Genomic DNA, 24884 nt, shown 5'->3' with positions numbered 1-24884 from the left:
CTAGCGGAGCGCGATGCTGTCTTCCGGCGATGTACGCTACTGGTTCCAGATCTTCCTCATCGCGGCGCTTGCGCTCGCGGCGTGGCGATGGGGTGCAGGGCCCGAGCGGATCACGGCCGGCATCCTGGTGTGGTTCCAGGCGGCCGACGGGGTCAATCACGCGGTGCTCGACATCTCGCGCAGCTTCGCGATCAACACCGGTCACGTCGTCATCGATCTGGTCGGCGCCGCGGTCGCGATTGCCGTAGCGCTCTACGCCAACCGGATTTACACTCTATGGTTCGCGGCATTCCAGCTTCTGGCGGTTTTTGCCCACCTGGCGCGGGAGATGGCATCGCAGGTGGCGCCGCTGGCCTACGGCTTGCTCTACACCGGCCCATCCTATTTTCAGATCTTGCTTCTGGCGGGAGGCATCTGGCTTCACCGGCGAAGGGTCAGACGTCACGGCCCTTATCGGTCGTGGCGCGGTTCCTCGCCCCCTATGCCGGCGAGGCTGCGGAGGGACTGGCCGAACGTTTGATTGCCCGCTTCGGCAGCCTGACCCGTATGCTTGACGCCCCTGTGATCGATCTGCGCGCGGCGATGACCGGATACGAGGCCGCCGCAGATGGGCTGCATGCCGCTCGCGAAATGGTTCGGGCGGCGCTCGCGGAAGGGCTGCCGGACGCGATCGTGGACAGCTCCGATCCCGCGATCCACCGCTTCCTGCAGGATCGCATCGGCGGGGCGCACGAAGAACGTCTGCACGCGATCTTTGCCGATGCGCAAAGCGGCTACCTGGCCGACGAGACGATGGTTTCGGGCACCGCCAGGCGAATGATCGCGCGGGCGCGCCCCTTGATGGAGCGTGCGATGTCCCTGGGCGCGGCGGGCATACTGCTTGCGCACAATCATCCCTCGGGGTGGTGCAGGCCGAGCGAGGAGGATGTTGCCGCCACCCGCTGGCTCGCCGGAATCGCGGAGGCGCTGGAGCTGACGCTCATCGACCACCTCATCGTTACCCGCCGGCAGGTCTTCTCGATGCGGCTGGCCGGCTGTTTCTGAGCGTTGCCATCCGGACAGCGCGCCCCATCTGGAGGCGGTGACCGGCCAGCTATCGTTATTTGCCGAGGCGCCCGCGGCTCCCGCGATCGAGGGGCTGCGGCTGATCGCGGATGCGATCCCGCCCGACGTCGAGGATGAGATTGCCGCAAGGATCGATTCCGCTCCGCTCACCCCCTTCCAGTTCGGGCAATGGGAGGGCAAGCGCCTGACCGCCAATTACGGCTCGGCCTACGATTACACGCGCGCACGACCAACGCCGGCGCCTCCGCTGCCCGCCTGGCTCGTGGCGGTGCGCGACGACCTGGCGAAAGTCTTCGGCCTCGACCCGGCATCCTTCGTGCAGGGGCTGCTCATCCGGTATGATCCGGGCGCGGGGATCGGCTGGCATCGCGACCGCCCGCAGTACGGCAGGGTGATCGGACTTTCGCTGTCGGCGCCCATCGTCATGCGCTTTCGTCGGACGCGGCGCGAGGGCGGATTTGAGCGGGTCGGCGTCCCATTGCCGCCGCGCTCCGCTTACCTGCTGGACGGGCCGGCGCGCTGGGAATGGCAGCATTCGATCCGTCCGGTGGAGGAGACGCGGCGCAGCGTCACCTTGCGCACGATGGTCTAGTCAAACTTCGCGATTGCTTCCGGCGCGAATGCGGGCATGTTCCGCGCAGGGATCGCCGAGGGGACCATCTCATGCTCAAGATCGCCGTTTTCGCCGCCGCTCTCGCCGTTGCCGCCGTTCCCGCCGCCGCAACCGCGCAGGGCAGGCAGGACTTCCAGCTGCGCAATGCCACCGGCTACGATATCGCCGAAGTCTATGTCGCGCCGACCTCCTCCGACAACTGGGAAGAGGACGTGATGGGGGAAGATACGCTCGACAACGGCCAGCGCGTCACGATCCACTTTCCGGTAAAGGCCAAGCAATGCCTCTACGACATCAAGGTCGTATGGACCGACGGGGACGAGGCGGAGTGGCACAAGTTCGACTTGTGCACCGTCAGCCGGATCACCCTGTACTGGAACAACGGAGAGGCTTCCGCCGACTACGAGTGACCGGTCAGGCGGGCACGCCGTAGAGGTCGTGCGCGTCGGCGTCCTCGATTGCCGCATCGATGATGTCCCCCGGCTTGAGGGCCGGGGAAACGTTGCGCAGGAACACCTGGCCGTCGATCTCGGGCGCATCGGCCTGGCTGCGCGCGGTAGCGCCGATGTCGCCGTCCTCGTCCGGCTCGCCGACCTCGTCCACGATCACCGGCAGCGTCCGGCCGACCTTGGCCGCGAGCCTCGCCGCGCTGATCCGCTCGGTCACCTCCATCAGCCGGGCGTATCGTTCTTCCTTGACCTCGTCGGGTACGTGGCCGGGCAAGGCGTTCGCCTGCGCCCCGGCCACCGGCTCGAACCGGAAACCGCCGACGCGGTCGAGCTGTGCTTCCTCGAGCCAGTCGAGGAGATAGCGGAAGTCCTCTTCGGTCTCGCCGGGAAAGCCGACCACGAAGCTGGAGCGGATGGTCAGATCGGGCACGATCGCGCGCCACTCCCTGATCCGCTCGAGGACGCGCGCCTCGTTGGCGGGGCGCTTCATCGCGCGCAGGACGCTGGGGCTGGCGTGCTGGAACGGGATGTCGAGGTATGGCGTCAGCAGCCCCTCGGCCATCAGCGGGATGACCCGGTCCACGTGCGGGTAGGGATAGACGTAGTGCAGCCGCACCCACGGCGTCTGCCCTTCCGGGGTGCGCAACTGGCCCAGTTCGCGCGCGAGACCGGTCATGTGCGCGCGCACCTCGTGGCCGTGCCACATGCGCGCTTCGTGCCGGGTATCGACTCCGTAGGCCGAGGTGTCCTGGCTGATGACCAGCAGTTCCTTCGTCCCTGCCGCAACAAGCTTCTCCGCCTCGCGCAGCACCGCGTCGACCCGCCGGCTGACTAGCTTCCCGCGGAGCGAAGGGATGATGCAGAAGGCGCACGAGTGGTTGCAGCCTTCCGAAATCTTGAGATAGCTGTAGTGCCGTGGCGTCAGCTTGATGCCGCCGTCGTCGGCGAAGGCCTGCGGGATCAGGTCCACGTAGGGGCCCTGCGTCGCCGGCGCGGCCTCGCGCACCGCGTCGATCACCGTCTCGTACTGGTGCGCGCCGGTCACCGCGAGCACCTGCGGGAAGCGGGCTCGGATCGCCTCGGCTTCCTCGCCCATGCAGCCGGTTACGATCACGCGGCCGTTCTCGGCGATGGCCTCGCCGATCGCCTCGAGGCTTTCCTCCTTGGCGGAATCGAGGAAGCCGCAGGTGTTGACGAGCACCACGTCGGCGCCCGCGTAGTCCGCGCTCATCGCGTAGCCATCGGCGCGCAGGGTGGTGAGGATGCGCTCGCTGTCGACGAGGTTCTTGGGACAGCCGAGGCTGACCATGCCGACCTTCTTCTGGTCGGGGATCGCGGTAATCGGGGATGACATGATGGGCGGCCCCCTACACCTTGCGCGCCGATTCCGCTACAGGGTCGTGAACTTCATCGAAGGGGGATGGCTTGGGGCCGGTCAACTGGTTCGGCGTGGTGCTTGCGACGATCGCGGCCGGGGTGCTCGCGCTGGGCTGGTTCGGCCCGGCGTTCGGCGCCGCCAAGACGCGCAAGGTGGCCGGCGGACGCTTCGTCGCCCGGCGCCACCCGCTGCGTTTCGCGGCGCTGGCCGGGGTCATGCTGCTGCTGACGGCAACGATGCTCGGCCATTTCTTCGCGCGCGTCGGCCCGGCAACGCTGGCGCAGAAGCCGTGGCTTTATTTCATGATGAGCGGCGGGCTGGCGCTGGCGTTCGTCATTCCGGCGCTGTGGACCAGCTTTGCGCACATCCGCGTCCCCACCCGGGTGGCGCTGATCGATGCCGGTTACTGGCTCACGGCCTATCTCGCGATGGGGCTGGTGTTCTACCTGACCGGCTGAGGCGAACCGTCGGTGGGGAGGACTTCGACCACCACGTCGCCTTCCTGCAGCGGCCCGGCCTCCCAGAAGCCGATTTCCTCCTCGCCGCGATAGACCCGCAGGCCGCGACCTCCGCTGGCAAGCTGGTCGATGGTTCGGCCGACTTCGCCCGGGGCAACCGTGCGCTCGACGAGCTGTACCCGTCCGCCGACCGAGGCGAGATCGACCAGATAGTCGGCCACGTGCGAACCCTGCGCGCTGCCCGCCAGCAAAAGACCGGTGAAGCGCACCGGGTTGATGACGTTGTCCGCGCCCGCCTGGCGTGCCAGCAGTTCGTTGTCGCCTGCCCTGACGACGACGCTGATCGGAACCTTGGGGGCGAGATGCCGGACAGTGAGCACGATCAGGATCGAGCTGTCGTCGCGCCCGGCGGAAACCAGCACGGTGCGCGCGTTGGCCACTCGCACCGCCATCAGGTTCTCGTCGCGCGTGGCGTCCGCCGCCATCACATTGCACCCCAGCGCCTCGGCCTCCTCGAGCCGCTCCTCGCTGTTGTCCATCACCACGATGGAGCTGGGATCGGTGCCGCGCTCGATCAGTTCGTTGACGGCCTCCGATCCCGATATGCCGAAACCGAGCACCACCACGTGATCGGTGAGACGTTCCTGGATGCGCCGCATGCGCCACTTCTCCCAACCCCTGCGGATGACGAAATCGTAGGCCGCGCCCACGAAGATGAACAGCACGGCAAAGCGGATCGGGGTCACGATCACGGCTTCGATCAGCCGGGCCCGGTCCGAAACCGGGGCGATGTCGCCGAACCCCGTCGTCGTGATCGAGATCATCGTGAAATAGACCACGTCGAGCAGGCTGACGTGCCCGTCGTGGCTGTCCACCAGGCCCTCGCGGTCGAACCAGTGGATCGTCACCACCAAGGCGACAAGACCGAGCGCCAGGCCCAGCCGAATGAAGATGTCCGCCCACACGGGCACCCCGATCGAACGGCGGAGCGGATGATATCCCGCCTCGGTCCGGGCCTTGCGGGTGGGCCGCTTCATCGCGCCAGCAGCGGGGCCGGGTCGACGGGTTTGCCGTCATGGCGGATTTCGAAATGCACTTCGGTCCGCTTGGCCTCGCCCGTATCTCCGGCAAGGCCGATGCGCTCGCCGGTCTTCACCACGTCTCCCGTGTCGACGGTGATCTTCGCCAAGTGGCCGTAGCGGCTGGTCCAGCCGTTGCCGTGATCGATCGTCACGATGCGGCCGAAGCGGCTGTCGCTGGCGCTTACCGCGACCACCGTCCCGCTGCCGGCCGCGCGGACCATGTCGAGCGGATTGGCGGCGTAATCGATGCCGTCATGTCCGCCGCCGTCGGCACGCTTTGCATATCCAAGCAGGACGGTCCCGTCGTGAGGACGCCGAAAAAAGGGCCGGGCCGTTTCGCTGGCCGGTGGACGCTCTGCCGGCCGGGTGACGAGTGCGGGGATGATCAATCGCTGACCCGGCCTCACCGTGCCTTTCGCGTCGAGCCTATTGGCGATGGCAATCTGCGCGAACGGCACGCCGAATCGCTGCGCGATGGCGAACCCGGTTTCTCCCGGCTTGACGACATGCACGCGCTGGCGCGGGATGGTCAGCCGCTGGCCGGTTCGCACGGCGTAAGGCTCTACGAGCCCGTTCGCCTCGATGATAACTGCCGGCGGCACGCCCGCGCGGTTGGCGATGCCCTTGAGCGTTTCTCCGGCCTCCACCACGTGCTCGGTTTCCCTGCGCGGATCGCCCGCGGCGGTCGCGAGCAGCAGCGCGGCAAGGGCGATGCCGGCGCGGCGCATCCTAACCGTACCGCTCCGCCAGTTCGCCGAGCGAGGAATGGTGCGTGAGATCCAGCTGGAGCGGCGTGACCGAGATGTATCCGTCGGCGATCGCTTCGAGGTCGGTGCCGTGGTCGAGCGAGTGTTCGATCGCCTCCAGCCCGAACCAGTAATAGGGATAGCCGCGCGGATCGCGCCCTTCGACCACCGTCCCGCGCGAGTAATCGTGAAATCCCTGGCGCACCACCCGGATGCCGCGCACCTCGCCCGCCGGGAGGGCGGGGAAGTTCACGTTGACCAGCGTCCGGCGCGGCAGCGGCACGTCGAGCAGGGGGGCGAGCACTTTCGCGCCCCATGCCAGGGCGGCGTCGAACGGCACTGCGTCGCCCATTCCCTCGCCGGCATAGACCTGGCTCAGCGCGATCGAGCGGATGCCCGCCAGCGCGCCCTCGATGGCGGCGGAGACGGTGCCCGAATAGGTCACGTCGTCAGCCAGGTTCGCGCCCCGGTTGACGCCGGACAGGATGACGTCGGGCGGGCCATCCATCACCTTGCGCAGGCCCATCGTGACGGCGTCGGTCGGCGTGCCGCTGACCGAGAAGCGCCGTTCGTCATGCCGCCGCATCCGTACCGGTCGAGTGAGCGTGAGCGAGTGCCCGGCGCCCGATTGCTCCTCGGACGGCGCGCAGATCCACACGTCGTCCGAAAGCGCGCTCGCGATCTCCTCCAGCACCTTGAGGCCGGGAGCGTAGATGCCGTCGTCGTTGGTCAGGAGGATTTTCAAGCGCTTCTTCTCGTCGGCAGGAGGCGGTTCATTCGACAGGGTGCGGCGCGCCGGGTCAATAGACCGGTTCGAGTTTCTCCAGCCCGCCCGCCCATGGGCGCAGCGCTTCGGGCACCAGCACCGATCCGTCAGCCTGCTGGTAGTTCTCCAGCACCGCCACCAGCGTGCGACCGACCGCGAGGCCCGATCCGTTGAGCGTGTGCACGAACGCCGGCTTGCCGTTTTCGCCACGGTAGCGGGCGTTCATCCGCCGCGCCTGGAAATCGCCGCACCAGCTCACCGAGCTGATCTCGCGGTAGGCGGCCTGTCCTGGGAGCCAGACTTCGAGATCGTAGGTCTTCCGCGCGCCGAAGCCCATGTCGCCGGCGCACAGCAGCATCGTGCGGTAGGGCAGGCCCAGCCGCTCGAGGATGAGCTGCGCCGAACGCAGCATGTGGACGTGCTCTGCCTCGGCGTCCTCGGGGCGGCAGATGGAGACCAGCTCGACCTTGTCGAACTGGTGCTGGCGAATGTATCCGCGCGTGTCGCGTCCCGCCGATCCGGCCTCTGAGCGGAAGCAGGGCGTCAGCGCGGTCAGGCGAAGCGGCCGCGGCAGGTCGATGATCTGCTCGCGGACCGAATTGGTCAGGCTGACTTCGCTGGTGGGGATCAGCCAGCGGCCATCGGTCGTAACGAAGCTGTCCTCGGCGAACTTGGGAAGCTGGCCGGTGCCGAACATCGCTTCCTCGCGGACCAGCAGCGGGGTCGCGCACTCGGTGAAGCCATGCTCGCCCGTCTGAACATCGAGCATGAACTGGGCGAGGGCGCGCTGGAGCCGCGCCATCTGGCCGCGCAGGAACGTGAACCGCGCACCGGCGATCTTTGCGCCGGTCTCGAAATCGAGACCCAGCGCGGGGCCGATATCGGCATGCTCCCGCGCCGCGAAGTCGAAGCCGCGCGGCTCGCCCCACTTGTGGACCTCGACGTTGCCGGCCTCGTCCTCGCCTTCGGGCACATCGTCGGCCGGCAGGTTGGGCAGGCGCGCCAGGAGATCGTCGAGCGCGGCACCTGCCTCGCGTTCTTCTTCCTCCAGAGCCGGCAGGTCGGTCTTGATCGCGGCCACTTCGGCCTTGAGCGCTTCGGCGGCGTCGGCATCGCCGCGGCCCATCGCCGCGCCGATCGCCTTCGACGCCTCGTTGCGCCGGGCGAGCAGTTCCTGGCCGCGGGTGGCGGCGGTCCGGCGGCGCTCGTCCAGCGCGAGCACTTCGGCCGACGAAGCCGCGAATCCGCGCCTCGCGAGCGCGGCATCGAAGGCGGCGGGGTTGTCGCGGATCAGGCGTATGTCATGCATGGGCGCGGGCTATGCCCGACGCTCCGGACGCGCGCAATGCGGGAACAAGCGCCGTCGCGAGCGGTATTTTGGCGCAAAAGCGGGGCAAGAACAGGGGCACCAGTTGAACGAGCAGAACATCGAGGCCCCGCGCCGGACACCTTTCATCGGCGCGCTCGATCGGGTGCTGCGGGCCGGGCGCGCGCTCGGCCTGGTCGCGCCGGCAGACCTCATCAAGGAGCACATGCTCGCCCGCGCGGTGGAGGATACCGGCCTCGACGATTTCGGGGATGACTGGTTCGAGCGCCCGCTCGACGCGCTGCTGGAATCGATCCACTCCGAGGCACGCCTGAACGCGGCCGGTGACTGGGCCGCCCGGCAGCAGTTCCACCATGTCCTGCGGGACCGGTTGTGGACGCAGATGTGGTTCAAGCGGCATCCTGAAATCCTCGCGCGTCCAATCCCGCGCCCGGTCGTGATCGTCGGTCCCATGCGTTCGGGCACGACCCGGCTCCACCGCCTGCTGGCGGCCGACCGGCGGTTCGCCCACCTGCGGAGCTTCGAGACGATCAGCCCGGTGCCCCGCCCGGGCTTCGAGGACGTGCTTGCAGGCCGGAAGAAGGATTTCCGCCCGAAGCTCGCCAGCCGGATCATGAAGGTCGCCCGGCTCGCCAATCCGCGCACGCTCTCGATCCATCCGACGGGGCCGTACGAGCCGGAGGAAGAACTCGGCCTGCTGGTCGCCAGCATGTGGGGCATGAAGCACGAGGCGCAGTGGAACGTGCCCGGCTACGGCCGCTGGTGCGAAGGTGAGGACGCAACGCCCGCCTACCGGCACATGGCCGATCTCCTGCGGCTGATCGGCTGGTCGCAGCAGGAAAGCTCGCTGCGGCCGTGGATACTCAAGACTCCCCAGCACATGCTCGACCTGCCCGCGCTGCTGAAGGTGTTCCCCGATGCCCGGCTGATCTTCAGTCACCGCGATCCGCGTGCGGTGGTCGGCAGCGCGGCGTCGCTCGCATGGAACCAGACGGTGATCTATTCCGACCACGCCGATCCGAACCGGGTCGGACGCGAGTGGCTGCGCAAGAGCACCCTGCAGGTCGAACGTATGATGGAATCGCGCCGAACACTGCCAATCGAGCGCTTCATTGACGTGCAATATGCCGACATGGAGCGTGACTGGCGCGGGACGATGGCCAGGGTCTACCGGTTCCTGGGCCTCGAAATGGACAGCGCGCTGCCGGGAATGGAGCGCTACATTCGCCGCAGCCGCGCACTGAAGCGACGGCCACACCGCTACAGCCTTAGCGAATTCGGCCTCGCCGAGGGCGAGGTACTCGAACGGATGGACCGCTATATCCGGCGGTTCGACGTGTCGATGGAAGACGCTGGCGACTCCGCTGGAAGCCAGCGGGACCGAGCCAACCAGGCTGTCTAGCCGGAGGGCGGTGGGGCCCCGGGCTCGCCCCTAATGCGCCAGCAGCAGGGGGACCGGGCTGCCGGCGAGCACCGAGCGGGTGACGCCGCCGAACAACGCCTCGACCGCCCGGCCGCGTCCGAATGCGCCCATCACGATGTACGAGGCCTCCTCGTTCCGCGTCTGCTCGATGATTTCACCGGCGATTGAACCGCTCGTGGTTCGCTCGAGGATGCGCGGCTCGATCCCGTGGCGCGAAAGATAACTGGCGGCCTCCTTCGACGAAAACGGTCCGTCGCTTTCGTTGACCACCATCACCGTCACACCTTCGGCCAGCGCCAGCAACGGGGTTGCCGCCCGGAGGGCCTGGTTGGCCGCGTGGGAGCCGTCCCACGCCACCAGCGCCCGGCCCGTTGGGTCGAACGAAACGCACTCGGGCGGCACGGCGAGGATGGGCCGGCCGCTCTTGATAGCCAAGTCGCCTACGATGGCGCGTTCGGCCACTATGCTCTGCTTGCTGCCGTGGCTGCTCACCACGATGAGGTCCGCCAGCTCCGCCGCGAGGCGCAATTCCTCGGCGGGCTCTCCCGTGACCTTCGCCACCGACCATGGCACGTCCTCCCGCGCCAGACGCTGCTCGATCCGGCTGCAGTGGGTGGCATCGGCTTCGCTTGCTGTGCGGACCATCGTGGCGTCGGCATAGCCCGACCACGGATCGGCAACGATCATCGGGATCACGAACACGTCGAGCGCGGTCAGGTGGCCGCCGACGCCACGGGTGACCGACAAGGCTGCCTGGAGGCGCGATTCCTGGCCTTCGTCTTCGTGCACCAGCACCAGAATATTACGCATGGTCACCTCCGTCGAATGGGTTGAGGACAGACTGTGTCGGGGGTGGGGTCGGCGCCATTGGGAATGCTACGGAGCCGACGCGACCCGGTCAGCCGTCTGGCGATGGGGTCGGGGCCGGCGCCGGTACGTTTCGCATCTGGGTCCTGGGCAAGTCGACGGGCACACCGCTTCCTTCGGGCGCGGTGGTCCACTCGGTGCTAGGCGGGCTGGGTGCGGGTCTCTCGCTGCGATCTGCCCCTCTCGCGATCCACCAGACGATGGCGACGGCTACCAAGGCGAGGGCCAGCAGCGGGACCCACCGGATGGCGGGCATTGTTCGGGGAGGCTGCGGTTTCATGGGCGCGAACTCCTTTGACACCGCAATGGCACGCGGCCCCTCCACCCCAACATCCGCAATTATCCCGAGGGGACGAGTGCCATCAGGATGCCGGCGCATCCGGCAGCGCGAGCAACGAGGCAATGGTGCGCAGCAGGATGCTGTTGCCGATCGGCTTGGCCAGCGCCGCGTCGAACCCCGCTTCCTTCGCCCGTTCGCCCCAGTCTTCGAACGGGTAGCCGCTGATGAGGATCGATTTGCCCCGCCATCCCGCCTGTCGCAGCTGCCCGAGCAATTCGAATGCATCGGTTCCGGGCATCACTAGGTCGGTAATCAGGCAGGCGGCCCGCCGGGCGGCAGGATCGTGCGCGAGACCATTTGCCCGGGGATGCGCGATGACGTCGTAACCATGCGAGTGCAGCAGCAACTGGAGGCTGCGGCGCACGTCGTCTTCATCTTCGACAAGAAGAAGCAGCGGGTTCGGCATCGGTAAAACTGTCCCGGGCTGGTTCTGGCAGGTGTTTCTGCCTGGAGAGGTAGCGCCCTGAGGAATCTGGTGCGCTAGGTAAATGTCACAGCCTTCCCACAACATGAACCCATGCCCGCAGTGGCGGTGCCTTCAATCCCCGATCGGGCCGGGGCGGGGAAGGGTGAAGGCGAACACGCTCCCACCGCCTTCGGCATTGGAAGCGCGAATCCGTCCCTCATGCGCCTCGACGATCGTGCGGCAGATCGATAGCCCCAGCCCCATCCCGGCGGTCTTGCTCGTGTTGAACGCCTCGAACATCCTTTCCATGATGTGAGGCGCAATGCCGGGTCCGGTATCGCGCACAGATATTTCGACCATGTTGTCTTCCCGAAGGGCGGTGGCGACAGTCAGACGCTTCTCCTTGCTGCCCTCCATCGCCTCCATGGCATTGCGCATCAGGTTGATCAGCACTTGCTGGATCTGCACCCTGTCAACCAGCACCGGGGTGGCCGCCGCGTCCAGCCGGAACTCGGTCACCACGCCTCTTTCACGCGAACCGATCAGCGCCAGCGCGGCGGTCTCCTCGATCAGCTTTGGCAAATCCTCGCTCGTCCTGGTCAATTCGCCGCGGGATACGAATTCACGCAGGCGGCGGACGATGGAACCGGCGCGCAGGGCCTGTCCCGCAATCTCCCCGAGGACCTCGCGCAGCATCTCCTGGTTCGCCGGGGACGCGTTCTCGACCAGCATTTCGGCCGCCTCGCCATAGTTGACGATCGCCGTCAGCGGCTGGTTGAGTTCGTGAGCCAGGGTCGAGGCCATGGTCCCCATCGCACTGAGCCGGGAAACGTGGATCAGTTCGGCCTGCAGGTTCTCGAGCCGGCTTTCGTATTCCCTTTTTTCGGTCAGGTCCTGGATGAAGCCGGTGAACAGGCGCTGGTCGGCAGCAAATGCCTCGCCTACCGAAAGGTGCATGGGAAACGTGCTTCCATCGGCTCTCTGCCCCGTGACCACGCGGCCCAATCCGATGATTCTTGGCTGCCGGGTTCTCAGGTAGCGCTGGATATAACCGTCGTGCTGCTGGCGGTAAGGTGCAGGCATGAGCAGGCTGACATTGCGCCCGACCACTTCGGCCTCGGCATATCCGAACAGGCGTTCCGCTGCCCGGCTGAAGGACAGCATGATCCCGGTCTCGTCGATGACGACCATCGCGTCGGGCACTGTGGCGAGGATGGACCTGAGATGCTCTTCCCGCCGTTGTAGCGCGCGCTCTTCGGCGCGCCGCGACGTCGTATCATACACGATCTTGGCGAAGCCCAGGCTTGCGCCATGCTCGTCGACAATCGGAGTTATCGATATGTTCGCCAGGAACTCCGACCCGTCAGCACGCTGCTGCCACGTTTCCGTCGAATAGCTTCCGTCACGGCGCGCGAGCGCCAGGTGTTCGAGCGCGGTTTTCTGCGTATCGGGGCCGGGGAGGAGGATCGACGACGAGTGGCCAAGGACCCGCTCCGCCGGCCACCCAAGGACACGCTCGGCACCCGAATTCCACGTCTGGATCCGGCTTTCGTCGTCGACCATGAAGATCGCGTAGTCGGCCACCTGGTCGATGAACATCTGCAGTTGGCGCTTGGCCCGGTCGGCGGCGAGGCGCTGGCTGGAGCGGCGGCGGTCGAGCCAGCCGATGCCAGCGCATACCAGAACGAAAATGACAGCCTGCAAGATCGACGAGGCGGAGAAACGGTTTTCTGCCTGGATGGCGCTGAAGCCCATCACGATCGACAGGATTCCGGCCAGCAGGCCCGGGCCACGTCCACTCATCAGTACGGCAAAGACTACCGGTAGAACGAATGGCAGGAATGGCGAGTTGTCGTGGAGTATGGGTGCGCCCAGCGAACGCAGCGCATAAGTCAGGACTACCGCCGCAGCGGCCGCGCCATATGCGACCAGGTTGTTATCGCGCAGGTCAGGCAAATTGCGGATACTCACAACAGACTCGACCCCTTCGCTCCGAGCGTCCGCTGCCCCGCTCTTCGCCATCGCCGACCTTGCAGAACGGCAAGCTTACACGGCAGCTACCATCAACCCAAGCGGCACTGGAGCCCAACTTGCGGAAGGGGCAGCAATATGTGAAGCTGACAAGATTAGTGCGGGGTGGAACCAATCCAATATGAGCGAAAAAGGGCTCGTGCATATTGTCGATGACGAAGAGCCCATCCGGCGGTCACTCGACTTTCTTCTGCGCACCTCCGGCTTCGAAGTGGCCAAGTGGCCCGATGGGGAGACCTTTCTCAAAGGCGTTGCACGGGACGAGCCTGCCTGCGTGCTGCTGGACGTTCGCATGCCCGGAATGGACGGCCTCGAAGTCCAGGTTATCCTGGCCGAGCGGGGAATAGCCCTGCCGGTGGTGGTTCTCACCGGTCACGGGGACATCACGACCGCCGTTCGCGCGATGCGGGCAGGGGCGGTGGATTTCCTCGAGAAACCCTTCAACCGCGACCGGCTGCTTCAGGCGCTCGACACCGGCTTCACCCAGCTTGCCGAACGGAAGAGCCAGCTCGAGCGCGAGGAATGGGCGAAGGTCAAGATCGCCGGACTGACCGAGCGCGAGCGCGAGGTGCTCGACGGCCTCGCGTGCGGCTATCCGAACAAGACGATCGCCTACGACCTTGGCATCAGTTCGCGCACCGTTGAGGTGTACCGGGCGAATGTGATGACGAAGCTTGAAGTGACCAACTTCGCCGACGTGCTGAGGGTCGCCTTCGCGGCGAAGATGGGTTCCGAGGAAGACTGGCGAGCGGCGCACCGCTCTTCATGACTTGCGCCGATGGAGAGCCGTTCGCGCGGGCAAGCTCCGTAGGGTAATTACGTAATTACCAACCCCTGGACGGGCGGCACAACAAGGGCGCGACCCGAAGGGAGGATCCCTGATCTTCCCGAAGCGATGGAGGCGGTTCCTGACGGACTGCCTCTTTTTTTGGGCTCTACAGCCGGTCCGCGCGTTCAGTGCCCGTGAAGAGCGTGAGACCCGCCAAGGACGACAGCCGATCGCCGCAAAGCGCCGGCGTCCTGGTCTATCGTATCTCTGCCGGAGAACTCCAAGTCCTGCTCGTTCATGCCGGCGGTCCCTTCTGGCGGTCGCGGGATCAGGGAGCCTGGCAGCTTCCCAAGGGACTGATCGGCCCTGGCGAGACAGCCGATGCAGCCGCGCGCCGGGAGTTCGCCGAGGAAACGGGAATTGAGCTGTGCGGAGAGCTCAAGCCGCTTGGTATCGTGCGGCAGAAGGGCGGCAAGGTTGTCGAAGCATTTGCCGCAGAGCAGTCGATTGATCCAGCAACCGTCAGTTCCAACTCCTTCACCATGGAATGGCCGCGAGGGAGCGGACGATGGGCAAGCTTTCCCGAGGTCGATGAGGCCCGCTGGTTCGGAATCGAGGAGGCGCAGGCATGGGTTCTTCCCAGCCAGGCGCCGTTTCTGGAGCGGCTGGCCGAACTGGTCACTGGCGAAACCGGGCGGAGCTAAGCGTCACGCCCCTAGCAGGATCACTACCGCCCCGCCCAGGACCACGGCGACCAGGGCGAGGCTGACCGTGCCGGCAAGCGATCTGCGCCAGCCGGCGATCCCGACGAACAGCACGAGCTTGAACAAGGTGTTCAACAGGGTGGGCGCGGTGAGGGCGAGTGCCGCGGCGCGCGGCGATAAAGTGCCCGAAGGCAGCGCACCCACCGCGGCGATCGCCGCATCGATATCGAACGTTCCGCCGGTGGCGATGACGAGCGCGGCGTTACGGTCACCCCAGTTATGCTCGACCCACGCGCTGGCGAGCGCGAGGATCGCCACACTCGCCGCGAAGAGCAGCGCCAGTCCCAACCCCGGGGCCTGGGGTGGCTTGCCGCCTCCGTCCCGCTCGCTCGCCTTCCGCACGATCAGCAGCAGGCCGGCGGCGATAACTGAAACCCCGAGGGCAGGGGCCACCGCGGAAGCGACCGCCACCAACGCCGCCGGAGCTAGCAGCGCGACGAGCACCAGCGAGCGCGTCAGCATCACCGCGGACGCGAGCGGGACAGCCGCGTTGACGAACCCACCGGCGGCTCCTTCCCGCAGACGCCGCGCCGCTTCCAGCGTCACGGCAGTCGAGGAAACCATCGAGCCGACGATTGCGACAGCAAGCATCCCGCGCCGCTCGCCCAGCCACCGCGCGAGCATGTAGCCGATGAAGGAGATGCTTCCGGTGGTCACGACGACGAGCCAGATGCGCCGCGGGTTGAGTGCCCCGAACGGCCCAAGGTTTGCGTCCGGCAACAAGGGGAGCACCACCAGCACCACGAGCACCAGGCGAAGCGATGCCTGCAGGTCCGTCTCGCTCACGTGCTCGAGCAGGTGATGGAGCCCGCGACGCGAGGCGAGGAGAACGAGAGTGGCGCCGGTCCCCACGGAGGCGAGCGCGAATTCGCCCGCCCCGGCCGTCGCGCCCCATCCGACCGTCAGCACGCCCGCGATCGTCGAAGTCGCGCTCACCCTTGCGTCATGGTGCATGTCGGCGCGGTACCCCAGCAGAAGCGCGAGCAGCGCGCCGGCGACCAGCAGGAGCGACAGAGCCGACAGCGGTGTAGCGATGTGCAATCCGGCAATCCCGCCGAGCAGCGCAAGCAAGGCGAACGTGCGAATCCCGGCGACCCTCGTGCCGGGAAGTTCCTCGCGCGACTGCCACCCCCGTTCCGCCCCGACCAATGTACCGAGCAGGAGCGCGAGGCCGAGTGCCTCGAATTGGTCGATGGTCATCGGCTTCTATGTTTTCCCAGGGTCAGGAGCATCAAGCGGTTATATCCGAACCTGGGGCAAATCAGGCAGTCGGACTGGGGAGCGTTTCCCAATGATCGAGGCCCTTCTCCTGCACTTGCCAAAGATGGAGGAGCGCCGCCTTCACGCGTTTCTCCACCAGGCTCAGGCCGTCCTCCCCCCGTTTCGGCGGCATTGTCGGCACGACATTGTCGATGGCCACGTGTTCCGCCGTGCCGATCGCGAGTGCTCCGGCGAGATAGGCGCCGAACAGGCGGCCGGCACTTGCGGCGATGCCCTTCTTGTCGATCCAGTCAGTGCTGGCTCCCGAGGTCGCGATCGTAAGCAGGAGCTGCGGGCGGGCACTGGCTGGCAGCGGCACGGTTCCCGGGCCACCGAAGCCGGCTCCGAGGATCCGCTCGATATAGCATTTCAACAGTCCCGGCGGACTGCCGAACCAGATCGGGTAGACGAGGATCACCGCCGTGGGCGAGCCAAGTATCTGCAGCTCCTGCTCGACGTCGGGGGCGGGGCGGGCGCCACCTTCGTGCAGGGCAAGATCCCGCGCGTGCGGCACGGGGTCGAGCCCAACCGAGTACAGGTCCCTGACGACGGGTGTGAACCCGCATTCCTTCGCGACGTCACGCGCCTTGTGCGCCAGCGACGCGCAGTAACTGTCCACCCGGGGATGGCACACGATTATGGCACAGCGCGGCGCTGGTCCGCTCGTGACACGGGTATCAGGCATCCAAACCTCCTCGGTGCACTCGTAGGCAAGTCTGCGCTGCGTTACCCGAGCGCAAAATCCGCAAACCCCCGTAGTCACGAAAGCCCGCCATGACTTGCGGATCGGACTTGTGGAGAGCAATTGTCGCCCGTGCTTTCCCAGAAGACCCGTTACGCCATCAGGGCGATGCAGCACCTGGCCGATCGCTATGGAGAGGGGCCAGTGCAACTGGCCGAGATCGCGGCTGCCCAGAACATTCCGGCAAACTTCCTCACCACGATCCTGTCCGAACTTTCACGCTTCGGAGTGGTCGCCTCGCAACGCGGAAAGGACGGTGGCTACTGGCTGGCCGTGTCGCCGATCGACATCACTTATGGCGATCTGATCCGCGTCATGCGTGGCTCGCTTGCGCTTGTTCCGTGCGCCAGCCGTTTTGCGCACGAGAAGTGCCGCAATTGTGTGGAGGAAGGGGAGTGCCGCACACGGGCGTTGATGCTCGAGGTGCGCGACCGGACAGCCGAGATCCTCGATTCAATTCGCTTGTCCGATCGGATCGACCCCGTTCCCGCCCCAACCGACGAGGAAAGCTGACCTTCGCTCATCTCATGCCGAGTTTTGTCACGTGCTACCGCAACCTTATTGTCAACCGCATTAGTTGAGAATATGACACTCAAGACGGCCGCGACCCTCATCGACGGAGATCCAGCATGGGCAAGATTCACGACCGCCTCGACCCCGCCCATCTTCCCGAGCACCTGCAGGTTATAGTCGAGGCGCTCGAGCGGCTCAGCTATGGCGTCATTCAGCTGACTATCCACGACGGGAAGCTGATGCAGGTGGACGTCACCGAACGTCGCCGCTTCACCTGATTAGCAGCCGCCGGAAAGCGGCCAATTCACACTTAGCATCGGCCAGACCGGACCTCCGGATGCGCCCCAAGCCAACCGATCTTCGCACCTTTTCGCGTGTGACAGGCCGGTTGGGGCCATCATGAGGATACCGACCTTTGCATCTTCGCCTTTTCCTGCTTGCCGGCATCGCCGCAGGCGCTTTCTCCAGCCCCGCTCTTTCCCAGCAGACGGACGCCGTGACCGAGACGCCGCAGATCGGCGGCACCCCTTCGTCGATCGGCACCGGCGCCCGTGACGAGGACGCCATCATCGTCACCGCCACCCGCCGCTCGCAGCAGGCGCAGGACGTGCCCATCGCCGTTTCGGTGGTCGGCGGCGAGCACATCGACAGCACTGGCAGCTTCAACGTCGGGCGCCTGCAGCAGCTTACTCCGACGCTGCAGTTCTACAGCTCCAATCCACGCAACACCGCGGTTAACATCCGCGGCATCGGCGTGCCTTTCGGCTTGACCAACGATGGCATCGAGCAGGGCGTCGGCATCTACATCGACGATGTCTATAACTCGCGCGTCGCCTCGGCGACGTTCGACTTCCTCGACGTCGCGCAGATCGAAGTGCTGCGCGGGCCGCAGGGCACGCTTTACGGCAAGAATACGACCGCAGGCGCCATCAACATCACCACGCGCCAGCCAACCTTCGCCTTCGAAGGGCGCGCCGAGGTCTCCGTGGGCAACCTTGGCTACCGCCAGGCGAAGGCCGCCATTTCCGGGCCGCTGAGCGGCAAGGTTGCCGCCCGGCTCGCGCTGTCGAGCACCAGCCGCGACGGGACGATCTATAACGTCACTTCGCGGCAGAAGATCAACGAGCAGGACAATCTCGGACTGCGGGCGCAATTCCTGTGGGAGCCGACCACGGCCCTCAGCGTCACCCTGGCGGGAGACTACAGCGAACAGGATCCCGAGTGCTGCGGCACCGTGTTCGTGAAAACCGGAGCCACCCAGCGCCCGCTCGCCAGGCAGTTCGCCGCGCTGGCGGCGGCGCAGAGCTATGCCCCGGTGAGCCTGGATCCGTTCGATAGGCTGACCGATCTCGACGCCAGTCTCAATGCTGGGAACAAGCTTGGAGGCGTCTCCCTGCGGGCCAATTGGGATGTCGGGCCGGGCAACCTCACCTCGGTCACGGCCTGGCGGTTCTGGGACTGGAAGCCCGAAAACGACCGTGACTTTACAGGGTTGCCGATCACCATTCGGTCGATGAACCCCTCCCAGCAGGATCAGTGGACCCAGGAGCTTCGCTTCACCGGGCGGCTGGGGGCGCTGGACCTCGTCGCCGGTGCGTTCGGGTTCAAGCAGAAGGTCCGCACCCAGGGGGTGCAGGAACAGGGCCCGGCGGCGAGCCGCTGGTTGCTGAGCGGTGCGCTGGCGAACGACCCTAGCGTGCTCGCCGGCTTGCGAGCCGACAACGATATCCGGCTCGACAACACCAGTGCCGCGCTTTTCGGGCAGGTAAGCTGGCATGTCACCGATGCGCTGACGTTCACCCCCGGCATCCGCGTGAATTATGACAAAAAGAACGGGCTGTACGATTCGGTCGTGACCAATGCGCAGGGCCAACTGGTGACCTTCGCCAGTACCGACCCGCGCATCGTCGCCCAGCGCGGGGTACTCGCGCCGCAGCGGTTCGACGTCGCTTACAACGACTGGAACCTCAGCTACGACCTCAAGGCGAGCTACGAACTGACGCCGGACGTTCTCGCATACGCGACTTACGCCAAGTCGTTCAAATCGGGCGGCGTCAATCTCAACGGCGTCCCCGCCGACACGCAGGGCAACCCGATCCTGGCTGCCGCAACCGTTCAGCCCGAATCGGTCAATCACTACGAAGCAGGCCTCAAGACACAGTTCTGGGGTCGGCGGGCCACCGCAAACCTCGCCGCTTTCCGGACCGACATCGGCAATTATCAGGCGCTCGTCACCAACGGACAGCTCGGGGTGTTGCGCGGCTATCTCGCCAGCGCCGGGGCAGTTCGCAGCCAAGGCGTGGAGCTGGACTTTTCGGTCCGGCCGAGCGCGCGGTTCAACGCTTACGTGAACGGTGCCTACACCGACGCGCGATACCGAAAGTTCGTCGACGCGCCGTGCCCGCCCGAGCTTTCCGGCGGCGCCATCGCGGCCCCCGGCCAGGCCCCGAGCGCGCCGGGCACTCCCAGCGGGATCAGCCCCGCCAATTGCGACATTTCGGGACAGCGGCTTCCGGGCGTCTCGAAATGGTCGTTCTCGTTTGGCGGCGAAGCAACCCTGCCGGCTACCGTGCTGGGCCTGACTGGTGAGGCATACGCTGGATACGACGGCAGCTACCGGTCCAACTTCTCATCCAATCCGACTCCATCGGTTTACACCTGGGTGGACGGGTATTCGCTGCACAATTTCCGGCTCGGTTTTCGCAGCGATCGGGGCATCAATCTGTTCGGGTGGATCCGCAATGCGTTCGACCAGCATTACTTCGAGCAGCTCCAGGTTCCCAGCGGCAACACCGGCCTGATCGTCGGCAACCTGGGAGACCCGCGCACCTACGGGTTCACCATCCAGGCCCAGTTCTAGTCCTTCGGTAACGACCTCACGAGAGGATTTACGCATGCTTGAACTTTCCACATTCACGATGGCCGGCATTCTCCCGTTCATTGCGATCGGTTTTGTCGCCCAGCTGATCGACGGGGCACTGGGCATGGCCTTCGGGGTCATCTCGCAGACGCTGCTGGTGAGCATCGGCGTGCCTCCTGCAGCCGCCTCGGCCAGCGTCCACCTGGTCGAGGTGTTTACCACCGGTGCGTCCGGAGCCAGTCACATTCTCCATCGCAACGTGGACTGGGGCCTGTTCAGGCGCCTTGTCCCATTTGGCGTGGCCGGCGGAATCCTCGGCGCATACGTGCTGTCCAACATCGACGCGTCGGCGGCGAAACCTTTCGTGATGGCTTACCTCACGCTGATCGGGCTCTACCTGTTCTACCGCGCGATAAGGCTGAACGTGGAGCCGAGGTTCGAAGACCCCAAGACCACTCGCCCGCTCGCGCTGGCGGGGGGCTTCCTGGACGCCGCTGGGGGCGGCGGCTGGGGTCCGGTCGTCACTTCCAACCTGCTCGTACAAGGCGGCGAGCCGCGCAAGACGATCGGCACGGTCAATTCGGCCGAGTTCCTGCTGGCGCTGACTGTCTCTGTCACGTTCTTGCTGACGCTCGGCCTGAAGGCGTTCACCGTCGCCACCGTCGGTCTCATCGTCGGTGGAGTCCTCGCCGCTCCGCTGGGTGCCATGTTCGCCAAGCGGATAAGGCCCCGGCTGCTCCTGCTCGCGGTATCCGTCGTGCTGATTTCCACCAGCGTGTACAGCATCGCCAAGGCGTGGCCGATTTTCTGATGGTTCCGGCTGAAGCGGGCAAGGAGATGTGGCGCGCATGAGCTCAGCTTCCCTCCATCATCCGGGCTTCGCCGAACTTACGCGCGTTTCGGCCCGGATCGGCTGTCTCTCGTTCGGCGGACCGGCGGGCCAGATCGCGCTGATGCACCGTGAACTGGTCGACGAGCGACGCTGGATCGAGGAGGAGGAATTCCTTCAGGCGCTCAATTTGTGCCACCTTCTTCCGGGTCCCGAGGCGCAGCAGTTGGCCACCTGGATCGGCTGGAAACTGCACGGGTGGAAGGGCGGCGCGGTCGCGGGGATGCTGTTCGTGATCCCCGGTGCGCTGGTGATGCTCGCGCTATCGATCCTTTACGGGATGGCCGCGGATCTCGACTGGTTCGCGGCAATCTTTATGGGGATCAAGGCCGCGGTGCTGGCGATCATCGTTCAGGCGCTCTTGCGGATCGCCGGACGGGCGATCAAAACGCCGGTTCAGCGCGGGCTCGCCATCGCCGCGTTCGTGGCCCTGTTTCTGTTCGATGCACCCTTTCCTCTGGTCATTCTTGCTGCGCTGGGCATTGGCGCGGTAGTCGGGCGGAGCCGGCCACAATTGCTGGCGCTCCATCCGGCCCCCGCATCGGCTCGCGTCTCTGCCCACCCGTGGGCCGCCACGATCAAGGCGATTTTGGTCTGGTCCGCGATCTGGGCTGCGCCGATGGCTGCTGTTTTTGTCTTCCTTGGACGCGACCATGTCCTGTGGGACATCGGGGTGTTCTTCTCCCAGCTTGCCGTGGTCACCTTCGGCGGTGCCTACGCGGTGCTGTCGTATATGGCGCAGGAGGCTGTAAGCAGCTTCGGCTGGCTTAGCGGCGGCGAAATGGCGGACGGGCTCGGTCTCGCGGAGACCACGCCTGGGCCGCTGATCATGGTGACCCAGTTCGTCGGCTATCTCGTGGCCTTCCGCGCGCCCGAGCCCTTCAGCCCCATCGTTGCAGGAATCCTCGGTGCGGCGCTGACGACCTGGGAAACGTTCGCGCCGTGCTTTCTGTGGATTTTCGCGATGGCGCCGTGGATGGACCGGCTTCAGCGCGCGCCCTTTCTCAAAGGTGGCCTCGCGGCGGTCACCGCGGCGGTGGTCGGCGTGGTCGCCAACCTCGCGCTGTGGTTCGCTCTCCATGTTCTTTTCGCGCAGGTTGCCTGGATCGAGGCGGGGCCGATGCGGCTGCAGTTCCCCGAACCGGCCAGCTTCCAGTGGCAGCCGGCGCTGATCGCAGTCATCGCCGCCGTTCTCGTGTTTGCCTTGCGCTGGAGCATAGTGCGGACACTCGCGGCGACGGCCGCCTGCGGCTTGCTGCTCGCCTGGCTGGCCTGATCTGCGTCGCGAACCGGTTTCAGAACCAGGTTCGCAGGCCGACCAGAAAGTTCCATCCACCCGCGCGCTCTCCCTCAAGCCGCCGGTAGCGCGCTGTCCCGGCGAAGGCTCGCTCGTATTCCACGCCGAGGTAGGGGGAGAAGGTGGACGCGATCTGGTAACGGAGGCGCGCGCCGAGGCTGGCATCCGTTATTCCGGCTCCAGCCATGAGTTCGGGAGTGTCCTGAAACGAAAAACCCACCTCGGCCCTTGGCTGCAGTATCAGCTTCTGCGTGATCCGCGCATCGTGCTCTGCCTCTAACCGGGCGGTCACTTCACCCTTGGTCGATACGAAAAGGGCCGCGTCGGTCTCCCACCAGTACGGGGCCAGGCCTTGGACGCCGAGTGCGAAGTGAGTGCGATCCCGGCCCGGACCGGCATCCTGGCGAACCCCCGCTTGCAGATCGAACCACGGCCCGATTGCATGGCTCCACAACGCCTGGACTTCGGCGCTGTCGAGGCCGCCATTGAAACCGCCCTCGATTTCGGACTTGAGCCACAGCTTGTCGATGTCGCCGCCGTACCAGGCCTGGGTATCGACCAGGTAACTGTCCTCACCTTGGCGGGACCGGATTTCGGCACGGTCGATAAGCAGCTTGTGAGCGGGCACGTCGCCGTGCTCGCGCAACATGGCCTTGCGGGCCGACGCCATCGCACCCGCGCCGTAAACCGCATCAGCGGCATTCTCCGGTCCGGACAGAGCGACTGCGGGCGGGGAAGCGGTTGAGGGCTCAGTCTCTTTCGGAGTGCAGTGCCCCATTGCCGCATGCTCGGGCGGGCAGCTTTCGGTCGGTTGTCTGGCGGGGGCGGCGGGCTGAGGCGGCGGCTCCGGAAGCGCAGGCGTGCAGTGCCCCATCGCGGCGTGTTCTGGCGGACAACTTGCCATGGTTTCCTCAGGCGAGGATTGATGACCGGCGTGCTGCGCCGCCGCCGGGGACCCGGCCAGCAGGACGAGCAGGCTGAAGAGTATCTTCATGCCGGCTCTCCTTCGAGAGGACGCACTTTAACGATGCGCATCATCCCCGCGTGCATGTGGTAGAGCAGATGGCAGTGGAACGCCCAGTCTCCAGGCGCATCCGCGGTGAGATCGAGATCGACATAGCCACCGGGGAGAACCCGGACCGTGTGCTTGAGCGGCTGTCGGTCGCCATGGCCGTTGACGAGTTCCCAGAAGTGGCCGTGCAGGTGCATCGGGTGAGTCATCATCGTGTCGTTGATCAGCCGCATCCGCACTCGCTCGTTGCGCGCGAAACGGTAGGGTTCGGGGTTTTCGGACAATTGTTCTCCATCGAGCGACCACATGAAGCGTTCCATGTTCCCGGTCAGATGGATCTCGATCATGCGGCCCGGCAGCCGCGTGTCGCTGCGGGGCTCGAGCGAAACGAGGTCCTTGTAAGTCAGGACGCGATGGCCGACGTCTTCCAGTCCGACCCCCGGGTCGCCCGTACGGTCGACCGGCATCGGCGCGATCATGTCGACCCCGGCACCGAGCGGAAAATCCACCCTGGATGCATCGCGCATGTTCATGCTGCCGTGATCTTCCGCAGGTTGCATAGGCGGTGGTGCGCGCATGGGTTGGTGCGACGGCGGGGGTGCTGCCGTGTGGTCCATGGCGGCATGGTCGATCCCGTCGGTCTTGGTAGCCATATGATCGTGGGCGCTTGAATTGCCCATTCCCATGTCTTTCATGCCCAGCGTCGGTCGCTCGCGAAGCCGCGGGGCGGCCGCGCGCATCCCGGCGCGGGGCGCAAGCGTCGCCACGCCCATGCCGGATCGATCGATTGCTTCGGCTACCAGCGCGCAGGGCTGGTCACCGGGCCGCACGATTACGTCGTACGTCTCGGCGTTACCGATCTGGAACTCGTCGATCTCCACCGGTCGGACATTGTTTCCATCGGTGGCGACGACAGTCATCGGCAGGCCGGGAATTCGAAAGTTGAAGGTCGTCTGCGCGGCGGCATTGATGATGCGAAGGCGAACGCGCTCGCCGGGCGTGAACAACCCGGTCCAGTTTTCGTCGGCGCTGTGACCGTTGATCAGGAACGTATACGCTGCCTCGGTCACATCCGAGATATCAGTTGGGTCCATCCGCATGCGAGCGAACATGTCGCGTTCCGCCGGCGTCATCGGATCGGTCTTGTCGCCAAGCCTGTCTGCAAGGGTGAGCTTCTGGCGATTGAAGAAGCCGCCTTCCTGCTTCAGCCGCGTGAAGATCGTGTGGGGATGCAGAAAGCTCCAGTCGGACAGCACGATCACGTGCTCCCGATCGTAAGCAACGGGATCGGCTCCCTCGGGATCGATGATCAGCGGTCCGTAGTGCCCCACCTGCTCCTGCAGCCCGCTGTGGCTGTGATACCAATAGGTACCGGACTGCCGGATGGGGAAGCGGTACTCGAAGGTCGAGTGCGGCTTGATACCCGGAAAGCTGACGCCTGGTACTCCGTCCATTTCGAACGGCACGATCAGGCCGTGCCAGTGGATCGAGGTATCCTCGTGGAGGTGATTGCTCACCCGTAGGCGAACCTCCTGCCCTTCCTTCAACCGGATAAGCGGGCCCGGGATCGAACCGTTGATGGTCACCGCGTGTCCTGATCTCCTGTTCACCGCGAGCTCGGCGGCCGCGATCGACAGGTCGATGTTTGGTCCTGTGACCAGGCCCGAGCCCTTTGCGGCGAGGCCTTGGCTGCCCGTGCGCGCCCACGCGGGAAAGGCGCCCGCGAGGCCAAGGATGGCGGCGCCACCGGTGACGAAGCCCCGCCGGCTCAATGGCATCGTGTCACGCATGAGAAAGACTTGCTGGAGAAGGCGAGAGGTCAACGCC

At 65.9% G+C, this 24884-nt stretch carries 25 protein-coding genes; 13 read left to right on the top strand and 12 right to left on the bottom strand.

What is annotated here, in order from left to right; genetic code table 11:
- Positions 1 to 13: 13 nt before the first annotated feature.
- The 4 genes from IEW58_RS09710 (at position 14) to IEW58_RS09695 (ending at position 2088) form a co-directional block, all read left to right on the top strand.
- Positions 14 to 520, top strand: a complete 507-nt coding sequence (locus tag IEW58_RS09710) for a hypothetical protein (RefSeq protein ID WP_188644933.1) — start codon at positions 14 to 16, stop codon at positions 518 to 520.
- Complete coding sequence (locus IEW58_RS09705) at positions 460 to 1044, top strand: JAB domain-containing protein (protein WP_188644932.1); 585 nt, start codon at positions 460 to 462, stop codon at positions 1042 to 1044. Before IEW58_RS09710 ends, IEW58_RS09705 begins: the two co-directional genes overlap by 61 nt.
- A gap of 37 nt (positions 1045 to 1081) precedes the next feature.
- Positions 1082 to 1657 carry an alpha-ketoglutarate-dependent dioxygenase AlkB gene (locus tag IEW58_RS09700; protein WP_188644931.1) on the top strand — a complete coding sequence of 192 codons (576 nt, stop codon included), beginning with the start codon at positions 1082 to 1084 and terminating at the stop codon, positions 1655 to 1657.
- Between the two features lie 71 nt (positions 1658 to 1728).
- On the top strand, positions 1729 to 2088 hold the full coding sequence (locus IEW58_RS09695) for a hypothetical protein (RefSeq protein WP_188644930.1): 360 nt from the start codon (positions 1729 to 1731) through the stop codon (positions 2086 to 2088).
- A gap of 4 nt (positions 2089 to 2092) precedes the next feature.
- Here IEW58_RS09695 and rimO read toward each other — a convergent pair whose 3' ends face one another.
- Positions 2093 to 3481, bottom strand: a complete 1389-nt coding sequence (gene rimO, locus IEW58_RS09690) for a 30S ribosomal protein S12 methylthiotransferase RimO (protein WP_188644929.1) — start codon at positions 3479 to 3481, stop codon at positions 2093 to 2095.
- A gap of 71 nt (positions 3482 to 3552) precedes the next feature.
- On the opposite strand from rimO, the gene IEW58_RS09685 reads away from it, so the two are divergent.
- Positions 3553 to 3963: a DUF1761 domain-containing protein gene (locus tag IEW58_RS09685; protein ID WP_229658530.1), complete on the top strand. Its 411-nt coding sequence runs from the start codon at positions 3553 to 3555 to the stop codon at positions 3961 to 3963.
- Here IEW58_RS09685 and IEW58_RS09680 read toward each other — a convergent pair.
- The 4 genes from IEW58_RS09680 to serS are packed head-to-tail and all read right to left on the bottom strand — an operon-like array spanning position 3948 to position 7866.
- Positions 3948 to 5000 carry a potassium channel family protein gene (locus IEW58_RS09680; RefSeq protein ID WP_188644928.1) on the bottom strand — a complete coding sequence of 351 codons (1053 nt, stop codon included), beginning with the start codon at positions 4998 to 5000 and terminating at the stop codon, positions 3948 to 3950. The two genes, IEW58_RS09685 and IEW58_RS09680, sit on opposite strands and share 16 nt — an antisense overlap.
- Entirely contained in the window at positions 4997 to 5773 is a 777-nt protein-coding gene (locus tag IEW58_RS09675) for a M23 family metallopeptidase (RefSeq protein ID WP_188644927.1), read from the bottom strand. The genes IEW58_RS09680 and IEW58_RS09675 overlap by 4 nt, the downstream gene beginning before the upstream one ends.
- A 1-nt stretch (position 5774) precedes the next feature.
- Positions 5775 to 6536, bottom strand: coding sequence for a 5'/3'-nucleotidase SurE (surE, locus tag IEW58_RS09670; RefSeq protein ID WP_188644926.1), 762 nt, complete (start codon positions 6534 to 6536; stop codon positions 5775 to 5777).
- 55 nt (positions 6537 to 6591) lie between these two features.
- Complete coding sequence (gene serS, locus IEW58_RS09665) at positions 6592 to 7866, bottom strand: serine--tRNA ligase (protein ID WP_188644925.1); 1275 nt, start codon at positions 7864 to 7866, stop codon at positions 6592 to 6594.
- A gap of 103 nt (positions 7867 to 7969) precedes the next feature.
- On the opposite strand from serS, the gene IEW58_RS09660 reads away from it, so the two are divergent.
- Complete coding sequence (locus tag IEW58_RS09660; RefSeq protein WP_229658529.1) at positions 7970 to 9286, top strand: sulfotransferase family protein; 1317 nt, start codon at positions 7970 to 7972, stop codon at positions 9284 to 9286.
- Positions 9287 to 9316: 30 nt separating this feature from the next.
- Here IEW58_RS09660 and IEW58_RS09655 read toward each other — a convergent pair whose 3' ends face one another.
- The 3 genes from IEW58_RS09655 to IEW58_RS09645 all read right to left on the bottom strand — a co-directional run bounded on the left by IEW58_RS09655 (position 9317) and on the right by IEW58_RS09645 (position 12891).
- Positions 9317 to 10117 (bottom strand): universal stress protein, encoded by an 801-nt coding sequence (locus IEW58_RS09655; RefSeq protein ID WP_188644923.1) that lies wholly within the window; start codon positions 10115 to 10117, stop codon positions 9317 to 9319.
- Between the two features lie 419 nt (positions 10118 to 10536).
- Complete coding sequence (locus tag IEW58_RS09650; protein WP_188644922.1) at positions 10537 to 10920, bottom strand: response regulator; 384 nt, start codon at positions 10918 to 10920, stop codon at positions 10537 to 10539.
- Between the two features lie 132 nt (positions 10921 to 11052).
- Positions 11053 to 12891 (bottom strand): PAS domain S-box protein, encoded by a 1839-nt coding sequence (locus IEW58_RS09645; protein WP_229658528.1) that lies wholly within the window; start codon positions 12889 to 12891, stop codon positions 11053 to 11055.
- A gap of 181 nt (positions 12892 to 13072) precedes the next feature.
- On the opposite strand from IEW58_RS09645, the gene IEW58_RS09640 reads away from it, so the two are divergent.
- Both IEW58_RS09640 and IEW58_RS09635 read left to right on the top strand, forming a co-directional pair.
- Positions 13073 to 13720 carry a response regulator transcription factor gene (locus IEW58_RS09640; protein WP_188644920.1) on the top strand — a complete coding sequence of 216 codons (648 nt, stop codon included), beginning with the start codon at positions 13073 to 13075 and terminating at the stop codon, positions 13718 to 13720.
- 203 nt (positions 13721 to 13923) lie between these two features.
- Positions 13924 to 14424, top strand: coding sequence for an NUDIX hydrolase (locus IEW58_RS09635; protein ID WP_188645756.1), 501 nt, complete (start codon positions 13924 to 13926; stop codon positions 14422 to 14424).
- A gap of 3 nt (positions 14425 to 14427) precedes the next feature.
- On the opposite strand, the gene IEW58_RS09630 is transcribed toward IEW58_RS09635, so the two are convergent.
- Positions 14428 to 15684, bottom strand: a complete 1257-nt coding sequence (locus tag IEW58_RS09630; protein WP_188644919.1) for an MgtC/SapB family protein — start codon at positions 15682 to 15684, stop codon at positions 14428 to 14430.
- Between the two features lie 61 nt (positions 15685 to 15745).
- Positions 15746 to 16429 (bottom strand): NAD(P)H-dependent oxidoreductase, encoded by a 684-nt coding sequence (locus tag IEW58_RS09625; RefSeq protein WP_188644918.1) that lies wholly within the window; start codon positions 16427 to 16429, stop codon positions 15746 to 15748.
- Positions 16430 to 16558: 129 nt separating this feature from the next.
- Between IEW58_RS09625 and IEW58_RS09620 the strand changes: the two genes are divergently transcribed.
- From IEW58_RS09620 to chrA, 5 genes are all read left to right on the top strand, one after another.
- Entirely contained in the window at positions 16559 to 16999 is a 441-nt protein-coding gene (locus tag IEW58_RS09620; RefSeq protein WP_188644917.1) for an RrF2 family transcriptional regulator, read from the top strand.
- A gap of 116 nt (positions 17000 to 17115) precedes the next feature.
- Positions 17116 to 17277, top strand: a complete 162-nt coding sequence (locus IEW58_RS09615; protein WP_188644916.1) for a YezD family protein — start codon at positions 17116 to 17118, stop codon at positions 17275 to 17277.
- A 137-nt stretch (positions 17278 to 17414) separates the two neighbouring features.
- Positions 17415 to 19859 (top strand): TonB-dependent receptor, encoded by a 2445-nt coding sequence (locus IEW58_RS09610; RefSeq protein ID WP_188644915.1) that lies wholly within the window; start codon positions 17415 to 17417, stop codon positions 19857 to 19859.
- A 34-nt stretch (positions 19860 to 19893) separates the two neighbouring features.
- Positions 19894 to 20670 carry a sulfite exporter TauE/SafE family protein gene (locus IEW58_RS09605; RefSeq protein ID WP_188644914.1) on the top strand — a complete coding sequence of 259 codons (777 nt, stop codon included), beginning with the start codon at positions 19894 to 19896 and terminating at the stop codon, positions 20668 to 20670.
- Between the two features lie 37 nt (positions 20671 to 20707).
- Positions 20708 to 22024, top strand: a complete 1317-nt coding sequence (gene chrA, locus IEW58_RS09600) for a chromate efflux transporter (protein ID WP_188644913.1) — start codon at positions 20708 to 20710, stop codon at positions 22022 to 22024.
- Between the two features lie 19 nt (positions 22025 to 22043).
- Here chrA and IEW58_RS09595 read toward each other — a convergent pair whose 3' ends face one another.
- Positions 22044 to 23039 (bottom strand): copper resistance protein B, encoded by a 996-nt coding sequence (locus tag IEW58_RS09595; RefSeq protein ID WP_188644912.1) that lies wholly within the window; start codon positions 23037 to 23039, stop codon positions 22044 to 22046.
- Positions 23036 to 24847, bottom strand: a complete 1812-nt coding sequence (locus IEW58_RS09590) for a copper resistance system multicopper oxidase (protein WP_229658641.1) — start codon at positions 24845 to 24847, stop codon at positions 23036 to 23038. Before IEW58_RS09590 ends, IEW58_RS09595 begins: the two co-directional genes overlap by 4 nt.
- Positions 24848 to 24884: the final 37 nt, after the last annotated feature.

The sequence above is a fragment of the Tsuneonella deserti genome (assembly GCF_014644315.1).
In the GTDB taxonomy this organism is placed as follows: Bacteria; Pseudomonadota; Alphaproteobacteria; order Sphingomonadales; family Sphingomonadaceae; genus Tsuneonella; species Tsuneonella deserti.
This window is presented reverse-complemented; position numbering and strand designations above follow the sequence as displayed.

Excerpts from the sequence above, each read along its gene's own strand:
- IEW58_RS09615 (WP_188644916.1), top strand. The coding sequence starts at position 17,116 with ATGGGCAAGATTCACGACCGCCTCGACCCCGCCCATCTTCCCGAGCAC.
- IEW58_RS09590 (WP_229658641.1), bottom strand. The coding sequence starts at position 24,847 with ATGCGTGACACGATGCCATTGAGCCGGCGGGGCTTCGTCACCGGTGGC.
- IEW58_RS09630 (WP_188644919.1), bottom strand. The coding sequence starts at position 15,684 with ATGACCATCGACCAATTCGAGGCACTCGGCCTCGCGCTCCTGCTCGGT.
- IEW58_RS09710 (WP_188644933.1), top strand. The coding sequence starts at position 14 with ATGCTGTCTTCCGGCGATGTACGCTACTGGTTCCAGATCTTCCTCATC.
- IEW58_RS09640 (WP_188644920.1), top strand. The coding sequence starts at position 13,073 with ATGAGCGAAAAAGGGCTCGTGCATATTGTCGATGACGAAGAGCCCATC.
- IEW58_RS09625 (WP_188644918.1), bottom strand. The coding sequence starts at position 16,429 with ATGCCTGATACCCGTGTCACGAGCGGACCAGCGCCGCGCTGTGCCATA.
- IEW58_RS09605 (WP_188644914.1), top strand. The coding sequence starts at position 19,894 with ATGCTTGAACTTTCCACATTCACGATGGCCGGCATTCTCCCGTTCATT.
- IEW58_RS09680 (WP_188644928.1), bottom strand. The coding sequence starts at position 5,000 with ATGAAGCGGCCCACCCGCAAGGCCCGGACCGAGGCGGGATATCATCCG.
- rimO (WP_188644929.1), bottom strand. The coding sequence starts at position 3,481 with ATGTCATCCCCGATTACCGCGATCCCCGACCAGAAGAAGGTCGGCATG.
- IEW58_RS09695 (WP_188644930.1), top strand. The coding sequence starts at position 1,729 with ATGCTCAAGATCGCCGTTTTCGCCGCCGCTCTCGCCGTTGCCGCCGTT.
- IEW58_RS09650 (WP_188644922.1), bottom strand. The coding sequence starts at position 10,920 with ATGCCGAACCCGCTGCTTCTTCTTGTCGAAGATGAAGACGACGTGCGC.
- IEW58_RS09595 (WP_188644912.1), bottom strand. The coding sequence starts at position 23,039 with ATGAAGATACTCTTCAGCCTGCTCGTCCTGCTGGCCGGGTCCCCGGCG.
- serS (WP_188644925.1), bottom strand. The coding sequence starts at position 7,866 with ATGCATGACATACGCCTGATCCGCGACAACCCCGCCGCCTTCGATGCC.
- IEW58_RS09675 (WP_188644927.1), bottom strand. The coding sequence starts at position 5,773 with ATGCGCCGCGCCGGCATCGCCCTTGCCGCGCTGCTGCTCGCGACCGCC.
- chrA (WP_188644913.1), top strand. The coding sequence starts at position 20,708 with ATGAGCTCAGCTTCCCTCCATCATCCGGGCTTCGCCGAACTTACGCGC.
- IEW58_RS09655 (WP_188644923.1), bottom strand. The coding sequence starts at position 10,117 with ATGCGTAATATTCTGGTGCTGGTGCACGAAGACGAAGGCCAGGAATCG.